Genomic DNA, 12574 nt, shown 5'->3' on the forward strand with positions numbered 1-12574 from the left:
CACCCGGCTAAGAATAGGGACGGAGAGAAGTATGATCAGTGCCGCTGTCGAGCCACACGTAGAGTCATTCAAACCGGACAACCGCGAGCCGCTCAAGCCGGACTTCGCCACGACAGCCAAGGCACCCGGCGCCCAGCGCCAGAACAACCCGAACAAGCGCAAAGTCCTCTTCGTGACGTCGGAAATCGCCGACCTGGTCAAGACCGGCGGCCTCGGCGATGTGTCGGCCGCCCTGCCCCGTGCCCTGGCTCACCTGCATGATGTGCGTGTGCTGATCCCCGGTTACCCGCAGGTGATCGACAGCGACAACCCGATCCATATCGTCGGTGAACTCGGCGGCCATGCAGCGCTGCCACCGTGCAAGCTGGGCCGTATGGACCTGGCAGACGGCCTGGTCATCTACGTGCTGATCTGCCCTGAACTGTATGAGCGCGAAGGCACCCCCTATGGCGCCAACAATGGTCGCGACTGGCCCGACAACCATATCCGCTTCGCCCGCCTGGGCCTGGCCGCAGCCGAGATCGCCGCAGGCGAAGGCATGGCGCACTGGAAACCCGACCTGGTCCACGCCCATGACTGGCCCGCGGGCCTGGCCCCGGCCTACATGCACTGGCGCGGCCTGAGCACCCCGACCCTGTTCACCATTCACAACCTCGCCTACCAGGGCGTCTATAGCCGCGCCTGCAGCCCGGAGCTGGCCATTCCCGCGCACGCCATGCAGCAGGAAGGCATGGAGTTCTACGGCAAGCTGTCGTTCCTCAAGGCCGGGTTGGCCTACTCCAGTCACATCACCACCGTGAGCGCCACCTACGCCAAGGAGATCACTACCTCGGAATTTGGCTGTGGCCTGGATGGTTTCCTCGCCAGCAAGGCCCAGCAAGGCCTGCTCGGCGGCATCCCGAATGGCATCGACGAGAGCTGGGACTCGGCCACCGACAAGCACCTGCACCACAACTTCAGCATCAACGACTGGGACGGCAAGGCGCGCAACACCGAGCAAGTGCGCGAGCTGTTCGCGCTGGAGCCGTCCAGCGGGCCGCTGTTTGCCGTGGTCTCGCGGCTGGTCTACCAGAAGGGCCTCGACCTGACCCTGGGCGTTGCCGACTACATCGTCGAGCAAGGCGGCCAGATCGCGATCATCGGCCGCGGCGAGCCGGAAGAAGAGCAAGCCATGCGCGAGCTGGCCCTGCGTCACCCGGGCCGGATCGGCGTGCGCATCGGCTTCAACGAAACCGACGCCCGACGCATGTTCGCGGGCAGCGATTTCCTCCTCATGCCATCGCGCTACGAGCCGTGCGGCCTCAGCCAGATGTACGCACAGCGCTTCGGCTCACTGCCGGTGGCGCGTAATACCGGCGGCCTGGCCGACACCATCGAGAACGGCGTGACTGGCTTCCTGTTCGACGAATCCAGCGTAGAGAGCTACCGCGAAGCGCTCAGTCGGGCCTTCTATGTCTATGCCAAAAAGGACCTGCTGCACGCCATGCGCTGCCTGTCCATGACCCAACCTTTCAACTGGTGCCAAGCGGTGGAACCCTACGCCCACCTCTACGAGGACTTGGTCAAACAGGTTCAGCTCGGCCACTACTGATTGAGGAGTTGAAGATGCACAGGCATGGCGCACACTTGCTGGACGCCACGTCGGCGCGCTTCGCCCTCTGGGCGCCGGATGCGCGCAGCGTGAGCTTGCAATTGGAACACCTACCCGACCTCGAACTGCTGCCTGACGGCGACGGCTGGTTTACCGCCGTCGCCCCGTGTCAGGCGGGCAGTCGCTACCGTTTCCGTATCAATGACGAATTCAGCGTTGCCGACCCGGCCTCGCGCTACCAGCCTGAAGGTGTGCACGGCCCCAGCCAGGTGGTCGACCTGTCGCGTTATCCGTGGCTGCACCCATGGCAGGGTAGGCCCTGGCACGAGGCGGTGATCCAGGAGCTGCATGTCGGTGTACTGGATGGCTATGCCGGCGTTGCCGGGCAGTTGGCGCGGCTGGCCGAACTGGGCGTCACGGCCATCGAGCTGATGCCACTCGGGCAGTTTCCGGGTGAACGCAACTGGGGCTATGACGGCGTGCTGCCGTTTGCCCCGCAGTTTACCTATGGCAGCCCGCAGCAGCTGTGTGCATTGATCGACCAGGCGCATGGCCACGGGCTGATGGTGATGGTCGACGTGGTCTACAACCACTTCGGCCCTGACGGCAATTTCCTCCATCAGTATGCCAGCCCGTTTTTCCGCGAAGACCGCCAGACCCCATGGGGGGCAGCGATTGATTTTCGCCGGCCCGAGGTGCGTGAGTACTTCATCCAGAACGCCTTGATGTGGCTGTGCGACTACCGCTGCGATGGGCTGCGGCTGGATGCAGTGCACGCCATCGACCAGCCTGACTTTTTGCTGGAGTTGGCGCAGAGGGTGCGCAAAGCCGTTACTGTGGGCCCGCGCTTGCCCCGCGAAGAGTCCAACCGGCAGATCTGGCTGGTTCTGGAAAACGAACACAACCAGGCCAGCCTCCTTGAACAGGGCTTCGATGCCCAGTGGAACGACGACGGCCACAACGCCCTGCACGTTCTGCTCACCGGTGAAACCGAAGGCTATTACCAAGACTACAAAGACCGCCCGATCGAGCAACTAGCACGCTGCCTGGGCGAGGGTTTCGTCTTCCAGGGCGAACCCGACCGGCACGGCCAGCCGCGCGGCGAACCCAGCGGCCATCTGCCGCCAAGTGCCTTCGTGCTGTTCTTGCAGAACCACGACCAGATCGGCAACCGCGCCCTCGGCGAGCGCCTCAGCCGACTCTGCTCGCCGCAAGCGTTGCGCGCCGCCACCGGCCTGTTGCTGCTGTCGCCGATGATCCCGCTGCTGTTCATGGGTGACGATGACGGCAGCTGCAAGCCGTTCCTGTTTTTCACCGACTTCCATGACGAGTTGGCCGACGCCGTGCGTGAAGGCCGGCGCGGCGAGTTCGCCCACTTCGCCGCCTTCGCCGACCCCGAGCAGCGCGCACAGATCCCCGACCCCAACGCTGCCGCAACCTTCGATGCCTCGCGCCCCTGCCGCCAGGAGGTACTGGCCGGCTGGCACGGCCTCTATCAGCAACTGCTCGAACTGCGCCGGCGGCATGTCGTGCCGCACCTGCCGGGGAGCCGTGCGCTCGGCGCGCAGGTGCTGGGCGACAAGGCCCTCAGCGCACGCTGGCGACTGGGCAATGGCAGTGAGCTGCGCATCGACCTCAACCTCGGCGCCGATGCCCAGCCCGTGAAACTGCCACCGGCCTCCTACCGCCTGTTCGACAGCAGCGACAACGCCCATACCGACGCCACCCTGGCCGCGCACACCTGCGTGGTCAGCCTGCTTCCCCCTGGCCAGGAGCCTACATGAGCGAAACGCCTCTGCACCGTCTGGCCGCCCGTGCCGGCTTGGCCCGAGACTGGATCGACGCCAACAATCGCCCGCAGCAGGTCAGTGATCAAGTACTGCGCAACGTGCTTGCCGGCCTTGGCCATCCGGCCGACGACGACGCCGCCATCAGCGCCTGCCTGCAGGCGCTCGAGGAGGTCGAAGACAGCGAGCACCTGCCACCGCTGCTGACCGTCGACATCGAGCAACCGCTGGACCTCGCACGCTACTTTGCTGCCGGCAGCCCGGTCTGCTGTGAGCTGGAAAACGGCGACCCGCTGGAACTGACCCTGGATGACCAGGCGTGCCTGCCTGGCAAGCTGCCGCTGGGTTACCACCAACTGGACATCGACGGGCGCAGCTTCTGCGTTGCCGTCGCCCCGTTACGCTGCCATGCCCTGGAAGATGCCGTCGAGGAGCCACCGGCGCGCTGCTGGGGCCTGTCGGCGCAGCTGTACAGCCTGCGCCGACCCGGCGACGGTGGCTATGGCGACTGCCTGGCCCTCGAGCAACTGGCGCGCAGTGCCGCCGAACGCGGCGCCGATGCCTTGGCGATCAGCCCGATCCACGCCCTGTCTGCCGCCGACCAGCGTCACTACAGCCCTTACTCGCCCTCCAGCCGTCTGCTGCTCAACAGCCTCTATGCCAGCCCCGCCGCTGTGCTTGGTGAACGTGCAGTGCGTCTGGCGATCGAGACCTGCGAACTGCAACCGACCCTCGATGAGCTCGAGCAGCAAGCTCTGGTCGACTGGCCACGCGCCGCCGACGCCCGACAACGTCTGCTCAAGGCCCTGTACAAAGACTTCAGCCAGGGCAACCACCCGCTGCGCGATGACTTCGACAGTTTCCGCATGGCCGGCGGCCAGGCCCTGGAGCACCACTGCCGCTTTGAGGTGCTGCAGTACGAAGCCATGCAGCGCGGCCTCGGTGCCGACTGGCGCAACTGGCCGGAAGCCTGGCACGACCCCTATCATCCCGAGGTAGAAGCCTTTGCCGTCGAGCACCCCTCGTGGGTGGAATATCACGCCTTCTGCCAATGGCTGACCGAACGCAGCCTGCAACGCGCCCAGGAAGCGGCGCGCGGCAACGGCATGGCGGTGGGCCTGATCGCTGACTTGGCAGTGGGTGCCGATGGCGCCGGCAGCCAGGCCTGGAGCCGCCAGGATGAGCTGTTGTCGACGCTCACGGTGGGCGCCCCGCCCGATATTCTCAACCGCTCCGGACAAGACTGGGGCATCAGTGCGTTTTCGCCCGAAGGCCTCAAGCGCAACGGCTACCGCGCCTTTATCGAGATGCTGCGGGCTAACCTGGCGCACGCCGGCGGCCTGCGTATCGACCATGTGATGGGCCTGCGCCGGCTGTGGCTGATCCCGCGCGGAGCCAAGCCCAGCGAGGGCGCCTACCTGTACTACCCGCTGGATGACCTGCTGCGCCTGTTGGCGCTGGAGTCGGTGCGCCACCAGGCAGTGATTCTCGGCGAAGACCTCGGCACGGTGCCTGAAGGGTTGCGCGAGGTGCTCGCCGACAAGGCCGTGCTGGGCATGCGCGTGCTGCCCTTCGAGCAGCATTCGACCGGCCATTTCAAGCACATCCTCGACTGGCCGGACCACGCCCTGGCCACCACCGGCACCCACGACCTGGCGCCGCTGGCCGGCTGGCTGGAGAGCCGCGACATCGACTGGAGCCACCGCCTGCACCTGCTCGATGCGCCTGCCGAGCTGCAGTGGCGGCAAGACCGGCAAAAGGAACGCGAGGGCCTGCGGCGGACACTGGAGTCCAGCTACGGCACCCTCAGCGATGACGAGCAGGTGATCGACGCCGCGATCCGCTTCGTCGGCCATACTCGCGCACCGTTGGTATTGATCCCGCTGGAAGACCTGCTCGGCCTCGACGAGCAGCCCAACCTGCCCGGTACTACCGAGGGCCATCCCAACTGGCGTCGGCGCTTTGCCTTGCCAGTGCGCGACCTGCTCGACGACGACGATGCTGCACGGCGCCTGGAGCTGCTCGCCCAGGCCCGCGAACAAGCCTGGGAGCGTGACCGATGAAGCCCTTGACCGCCACCGTGCGGCTGCAATTCCACAGCGATTTCACCCTTGATGATGCGCTGCCACTGGTGCCCTATTTTGCCCGGCTGGGCGTCAGCCACGTCTACGCTTCGCCGGTGCTCAAGGCCCGCGCCGGCTCACGTCATGGCTACGATGTGGTCGACCCGACCCGGGTCAACCCGGAGCTGGGCGGCGAAGCGGCACTCGAGCGCCTGGTAGCTGCCCTGCGCCAGCACGGCATGGGGCTGATCCTCGACACCGTGTCCAACCACATGGCCGTCGGCGGCGCCGATAATCCGTGGTGGCAGAGCCTGCTGGCCTGGGGGCGGCGCAGCCCTTATGCGGAGTTTTTCGACATCCAGTGGCACTCCGCCGACCCGTTGCTGGCCGGGCAACTGTTGCTGCCGTTCCTGGGCAGCGACTACGGGGCAGCCTTGCAGAACGGCGAGCTGCCGCTGACGTTCGATGGCGAAGCCGGGGTGCTCGAAGTCGCCCACTACGAGCACCGCTTCCCGATCTGCCCGCTCGACTACCCGCGCATTCTCGGCCACAGCCAGCACCCGCAATTGCGCGCCCTGGCCCAGCAGTTCAACAGCCTGCACGCAGCGGCCGACCCGCTCAACGACGCCCTGCCCCTGCATGCCGAACTGGCGCGTACGGTTCATGCCGGAGCCAGCCTGGATGACGCTCTGGCCGCCTTCGACAGCCGCAGCGCGGCGGGCTTCGAGCGCCTGCATCAACTGCTCGAACGCCAGACCTATCGACTGGCCAGCTGGCGCACGGCCGCCGACGACATCAACTGGCGGCGCTTCTTCGACATCAACGAGCTGGGCGGCCTGCGCGTCGAGCGTGCGGTGGTGTTCGAGGCGACCCACGCCAAGCTGTTCGAGCTGATCGAACGCGGCCTGGTCGATGGCCTGCGCATCGACCATATCGACGGCCTGGCCGACCCACGTGGCTACTGCCGCAAGTTGCGCCGGCGCGTCGACAGCCTGCAGGCCCGGCGGCCGCTGGAGGCTGCGGTGGAGCACTTCCCGATCTACGTGGAGAAGATTCTCGGCGTCGATGAGCACCTGCATCAGGACTGGCTGACTGACGGCACCACCGGTTACGAGTTCATGAACCAGGTCTCGCTGCTGCAGCACGATCCGGCCGGCGAAGCGCCGCTTAGCGAACTGTGGAGTAGCGTCAGCGAACGCCCTGATTACGCGCAGGAGATCCGTCAGGCGCGCCATCTGGTGCTCAACGCGAGCCTTGCCGGCGACTGCGAATCGGTGGCCCAGGCCCTGCTGCAGGTGGCCCGCGACGACCTGATGACCCGCGACCTGACCCTCGGCGCAATCCGCCGCGCGCTGCAGGCGCTCGTCGAGCACTACCCGGTTTACCGCACCTATATCAATGCCCTCGGCCGCCCGGCCGAAGACGAACGGTTCTTCCAGCAGGCACTGCTCGGCGCACGGGCAAGCTTGAGCGAAGCCGACTGGCCGCTGCTCGATCAGCTCGAGCAATGGCTTGGCGGTGAGCCCTGGCGCCGGTTGCCACCCGGCCGGCCGCGCAAGCACCTGCGCCACGCCTGCGTGCGCTTCCAGCAACTGACCGCACCGAGCGCGGCCAAGGCCGTCGAAGACACCGCCTTCTATCGCTCAGCCCGGCTGCTGTCGCGCAACGACGTCGGCTTTGAGGCCGAACGCTTCAGTGCCCCGCCGCAGGCGTTTCATGACGAGGCGCAGCGGCGCCTGCGCGACTTCCCCGACAACCTCCTGGCCACCGCCACCCACGACCACAAGCGCGGCGAAGATTGCCGTGCCCGCTTGGCCGTGCTGAGTGAGCGCGGGCCCTGGTTTGCCAGCCGCGTCGAGCACTGGCGCGAGCTTGCCGCACCGCTGCGCGAGGCCCTCGACGACGGCCCGGCGCCGAGCCCCGGCGATGAACTGATGCTGTTGCAGACGCTGCTTGGCAGCTGGCCGTTGGCGCTAGAGCCGGACGATCAGGCGGCGCTGCGTCAGTACGCCGAACGCATCCGCCAGTGGCAGCAGAAGGCCCTGCGCGAAGCCAAGCTGCGCAGCGCCTGGAGCGCGCCCAACGAGGCCTATGAACAGCGTGCAGCGGCCTATGTCGATGGTCTGTTGCTGGATCCCGAGAACCAGCAGCTGCGCAAGTCCGTGGCCGATGCCGCGCACCAGCTGGCCTGCCCCGGTGCGCTCAACGGGCTGGTGCAATGCCTGCTGCGGATGACCTCGCCAGGCGTACCCGACCTGTACCAGGGCAACGAGTACTGGGACTTCAGCCTGGTCGATCCGGACAACCGGCGGCCGGTGGACTACGCTCTGAGGCGGACCAGCCTGGACGACAGCACGCCGCTGGCAACCTTGCTTGAACACTGGCGCGATGGGCGCATCAAGCAGGCCTTGATCGCCCAGGTGCTGGACTGCCGCCAGGCCTACCCGGACCTGTTCCGGCGTGGCGACTACCTGCCGCTGAACGTGCAGGGGCGGCATGCCGACAAGGTGCTGGCCTTTGCCCGCGCGGCCGAGGGCGAGCGCGCCATCGTGGTGGTGCCACGCCTGGCCAGCGCGTTGCTGGGAAGCGCTTCGATACCCTTGATCCCGGCACAGAACTGGGACGATACCCGGCTGATCGTGCCGTTTGCCTTGTCGTCTGCCAACTGGACTGGACTTTTTGCCGGGCGTGCGGTCAGCCCTTCTAGAGAGCTGCTGTTGAGCACCGTGCTGGCGGAGTCTCCGGTCAATCTGTTGATACAACAATCTTGAGCATCAGGAGCGTCATGATGAGTGTCGATGAAAAACGTATTCGCCAATTTGCCTATGACATCTGGGAGTCCGAAGGGAAACCTGAGGGGCAGGAAGATCGCCACTGGGCAATGGCCCGCAAGCTGGCCGAAGCCGAGGCTTTGGCGCCCAAGGTAGCGCCGCGCAAGAAGGCCGCGGCCAAGCCCAAGGCTGATGCCCCGGCCAAGCCTGCGGCGCAACCGAAAAAGGCTGCGGCGGCGGCTGATAAGCCGGCGCCGGCGAAGAAGCCTCGGGCGGTCAAGAAGCCTGCTGCTGGCTGAGCATTTTTGGTTGGCTGTTCTGGCCTCTTCGCGGGGCAAGCCCGCTCCTACAGGTTCTGTGTACGCCGCTGACCCTGTAGGAGCGGCTGTGCGGCGATCCGACTTGCCCCGCGAAGAGGCCGGACCAGCCACCCCGAATTACCCGCTCAACCCGCAAACACCCCTTCCCCTGGCCATCGAGGACTGCCATGAGCCCCCGCACCCCAAAGAAAACCCGCTCCGTCGCCCCCTCGCGCATTCGCGAAGGCATGCCCTTCCCCCTCGGCGCCACCTGGGACGGCCTGGGCGTCAACTTTGCCCTGTTCTCGGCCAACGCAACCAAGGTCGAGCTGTGCCTGTTCGACTCCACCGGCGAGCACGAACTCGAACGCATCGAGCTCCCCGAATACACCGACGAGATCTACCACGGCTACCTCCCCGACGCGCACCCAGGGCTGGTCTACGGCTACCGGGTGTACGGCCCCTATGAGCCGGAAAACGGTCACCGCTTCAACCCCAACAAGCTGCTGATCGACCCCTACGCCAAGCAGTTGGTAGGCACCCTGCAATGGTCGGAGGCGTTGTTCGGCTACACCATCGGTCACCCCGATGGCGACCTGTCGTTCGATGAGCGCGACAGCGCGCCGTTCGTGCCCAAATGCAAGGTCATCGACCCGGCCTTCACCTGGGGCCGCGACCAGCGCGTGCAGACGCCCTGGGAGCGCACCATCCTCTATGAAGCGCACACCCGTGGCATCAGCATGCGCCATCCGGCGGTACCGGAAAAACTGCGTGGCACCTTCGCCGGCCTGGCCAATGACGAACTGCTCAAGCACATCAAAGACCTCGGCGTCTCTTCGATCGAACTGCTGCCGATCCACGCCTTCGTCAACGACCAGCACCTGCTGCAGAAGGGCCTGAACAATTATTGGGGCTACAACAGCATCGCGTTCTTTGCGCCGCATCCGCAGTACCTCGCCAGCGGCAAGATCGCCGAGTTCAAGGAGATGGTCGCGCACCTGCATGACGCAGGCCTTGAGGTGATTCTCGACGTGGTCTACAACCACACCGCCGAGGGCAACGAGCAAGGCCCGACGCTGTCCATGCGCGGCATCGACAACGCCTCGTACTACCGGCTGATGCCCGATGACAAACGCTACTACATCAACGATTCCGGCACCGGCAACACCCTCGACCTGAGCCATCCGTGCGTGCTCCAGCTGGTTACCGACTCGCTGCGCTACTGGGCCGGCGAGATGCGCGTGGACGGCTTCCGCTTCGACCTGGCGACCATTCTCGGGCGCTACCACGATGGCTTTGACGAGCGTCACAGCTTCCTCGTCGCCTGCCGCCAGGACCCTCTGCTGAGCCAGGTCAAGCTGATCGCCGAACCGTGGGACTGTGGCCCCGGTGGTTACCAGGTGGGCAACTTCGCCCCGGGCTGGGCCGAATGGAACGACCGTTTCCGCGACACCGTGCGCAGCTTCTGGAAAGGCGACGAAGGCCAGCTGGCCGACTTTGCCGCGCGCATGACCGCCTCGGGCGACATGTTCAACAACCGCGGTCGGCGCCCCTATGCGTCGGTCAACTTCATCACCGCCCACGACGGTTTCACCCTGCGCGACCTGGTCTCGTACAACGACAAGCACAACGAAGACAACGACGAGAACAATCAGGACGGCACCGACAACAACCTGTCGTGGAACTGCGGCGCCGAAGGCCCCACTGAAGACCCTGAGATCAATGCCCTGCGCATGCGCCAGATGCGCAACTTCTTCGCCACCCTGCTGCTTGCCCAGGGCACGCCGATGATTGTTGCCGGTGACGAGTTCAGCCGCACTCAGCACGGCAACAACAACGCCTACTGCCAGGACAGCGAGATCGGCTGGATCAACTGGGAGCTGGACGACGACGGCAAGGAACTGCTGGGCTTCGTCAAGCGCCTGAACCGCTTGCGCCTGAAGTACCCGGTGCTGCGCCGCTCGCGCTTTCTAGTCGGCGATTACAACGAGGCGATCGGGGTCAAGGACGTTACCTGGCTGGCGCCCGATGGCGCTGAAATGAATGTCGAGCAGTGGGAGGATCCGCACGGCCGCTGCCTGGGCATGCTCATCGATGGTCGCGCACAGGTCAGCGGTATCGCTCGGCCAGGCGCCGAGGCAACCGTGCTGCTGATCGTCAATGCCCACCACGACGTGGTGCCGTTCCACCTGCCAGCGGTGCCTGAAGGCGAATACTGGAGCTGCCTGGTCGACACCGACCGACCGCAATTGCGCAAACCGCAGCGGCTGGAATTCGACACGCAGTTCGAGGTGACCGGGCGCTCGTTCCTGTTGATGGTGTTGCAGCATGAAGAGGACTGAGCCTGGATAAGAGCCAGCCCTTCAAGATCTTTGCGTTACCTCCAGATTTTCTCATGGAGGCCAGCAATACCGGGGGCGCTGCGCGCCCCTTTCGCGACACAAGGCCGCTCCCACAGGTACTGCGCACGCCTCAACTGCGCAGTACCTGTGGGAGCGGCCTTGTGTCGCGAAAGGGCTGCAAAGCAGCCCCGGCTTACTCAAGCCAGACCAAATCTCAAAGAGTATGATCGGCCTAAGACTGGGGGCGGTCGCAGCACGTTGGCTGTGGATCGAAGCATGCTCTAGCAATGATTCGGCATAGCCAGTTGATGGCAAATAACGATCCTCGATATACCCCGCGCTTTCCTCCGTCAATTCAACCAGTTAGCGCCTAAGCCAAGGCTCTTGGCAACCACCCGCAGTTTCTTGACGCGGGCGCTCTGGTCTCCTTAGCTGAGATGACTACCAGCAGTAAAATTTTCGCGCAGGGCCTCTAGCTCGCGTCTTCGTGCGCGCTCGAAAAGGCTCTCCGTGCTGGTTTGGGTCGCCCTCTGTTTTTGTCGTACAGCTCGTGACATCAGGCCAGGTCCCTTGGCTGCACCTCAAAAAACAAAGGAGAACCGCCATGAAAAGAACTGCGCGCGCCTTGCGCCTCGATCATGTTCTCTACGCGGTTTCCACGTCGCTGCTCTTGGCAACCCCGGTGGAAACTTTTGCGTTCGAACTGCAGGAGGAAGAGCCGTTCGCCAACTTCCTGCGGCAGCCGGCGATGGCCCAGCTGACCCTCGAACCGGTCAGCGCCAGCGGCTTGGGCCTGAACACGCTGAGCGTGTTTTCCGAGCAGATGAGCAGACGCCACGGGCAGCCGGCACCGGAACTGATCGCCAGCCAGTGGGCGCAGTTTTTCCCGGGCATGCCACACACCGGCGCGCAGCCGCCCAACCAGCTCGAAGCGCCCAGCCAACAGCTGATGATCGGCCCAGACCTGTTTGTGCGCGAATCGGCAGCGGGCAATGTGCACCGGGCCGGGGTGTTCGTCGGCCACAACAACCTGCAGACCTCGTTCAACGGCATGCGGCCGTTGCTCGGCGACAAGCAGCGCAATGCAGTCAACCTCAGCGGTGAAAGCCTGGGCGTGTACTGGAGCATGAGCCATGAACAGGGCTGGCACCTGGATGCGGTGGCCATGGGCACGCGCATCGACGTCAGCGGGCGCAGCGAGAGCGGCCAGCGCCTGGACGACAGCGGCCATGCAATGACCTTCTCGCTGGAAGGCGGTTACCCGATTGGCTTGGGCGGTGGCTGGGTGATCGAGCCGCAGGCGCAGTTGATCAACCAGCAGTTCTTCCCGGGCAGCCAGGTGCAGGAAACCACCCTGCAGGCGTTCGACAGCCAGCCGAGCTGGAGCGGACGGGTCGGTGCCAAGTTGAGCGGGCGCTATGAGGTGCGGGGGATGCCGGTCGAACCCTACGTGCGGACCAACGTCTGGTACGACTTCAAGAACTCCGAGGGCGTACAGCTGGACCAGGTCGACAAGATTTCCAGCTCGCGCCAGTCAACCACGGTGGAATTGGGTTTGGGGCTGGTGGCACGGGTGACGCCGAGCATGGCGCTGTTTATCAGTGCTGACTACAGCAGTGATATGGATGGCAATGACCTCAATGGGCTGATTGGCAGCTTGGGTGTGAAGATGCGCTGGTAGCTTGTTGGGTGAGTCAAGAAGCTGGGGCCGCTTTGCGGCC

7 protein-coding genes are annotated in these 12574 nt (G+C 65.2%); all 7 read left to right on the forward strand.

What is annotated here, in order from left to right; genetic code table 11:
• The first annotated feature begins 31 nt into the window (after positions 1-31).
• The 7 genes from glgA to J3B00_RS19860 all read left to right on the forward strand — a co-directional run bounded on the left by glgA (position 32) and on the right by J3B00_RS19860 (position 12534).
• Entirely contained in the window at positions 32-1591 is a 1560-nt protein-coding gene (glgA, locus tag J3B00_RS19830; protein WP_209870678.1) for a glycogen synthase GlgA, read from the forward strand.
• Positions 1592-1605: 14 nt separating this feature from the next.
• Complete coding sequence (gene treZ, locus J3B00_RS19835) at positions 1606-3375, forward strand: malto-oligosyltrehalose trehalohydrolase (RefSeq protein ID WP_209870681.1); 1770 nt, start codon at positions 1606-1608, stop codon at positions 3373-3375.
• Entirely contained in the window at positions 3372-5441 is a 2070-nt protein-coding gene (malQ, locus tag J3B00_RS19840; RefSeq protein WP_209870685.1) for a 4-alpha-glucanotransferase, read from the forward strand. The genes treZ and malQ overlap by 4 nt, the downstream gene beginning before the upstream one ends.
• Positions 5438-8212 carry a malto-oligosyltrehalose synthase gene (locus J3B00_RS19845; protein WP_209870689.1) on the forward strand — a complete coding sequence of 925 codons (2775 nt, stop codon included), beginning with the start codon at positions 5438-5440 and terminating at the stop codon, positions 8210-8212. Before malQ ends, J3B00_RS19845 begins: the two co-directional genes overlap by 4 nt.
• A 14-nt stretch (positions 8213-8226) precedes the next feature.
• Complete coding sequence (locus tag J3B00_RS19850; protein WP_209870693.1) at positions 8227-8511, forward strand: DUF2934 domain-containing protein; 285 nt, start codon at positions 8227-8229, stop codon at positions 8509-8511.
• A 188-nt stretch (positions 8512-8699) separates the two neighbouring features.
• Positions 8700-10853 (forward strand): glycogen debranching protein GlgX, encoded by a 2154-nt coding sequence (gene glgX, locus J3B00_RS19855; protein WP_209870698.1) that lies wholly within the window; start codon positions 8700-8702, stop codon positions 10851-10853.
• 604 nt (positions 10854-11457) lie between these two features.
• Complete coding sequence (locus J3B00_RS19860) at positions 11458-12534, forward strand: autotransporter domain-containing protein (RefSeq protein ID WP_209870701.1); 1077 nt, start codon at positions 11458-11460, stop codon at positions 12532-12534.
• Positions 12535-12574: the final 40 nt, after the last annotated feature.

The organism is Pseudomonas sp. BP8 (assembly GCF_017875955.1).
In the GTDB taxonomy this organism is placed as follows: Bacteria; Pseudomonadota; Gammaproteobacteria; order Pseudomonadales; family Pseudomonadaceae; genus Aquipseudomonas.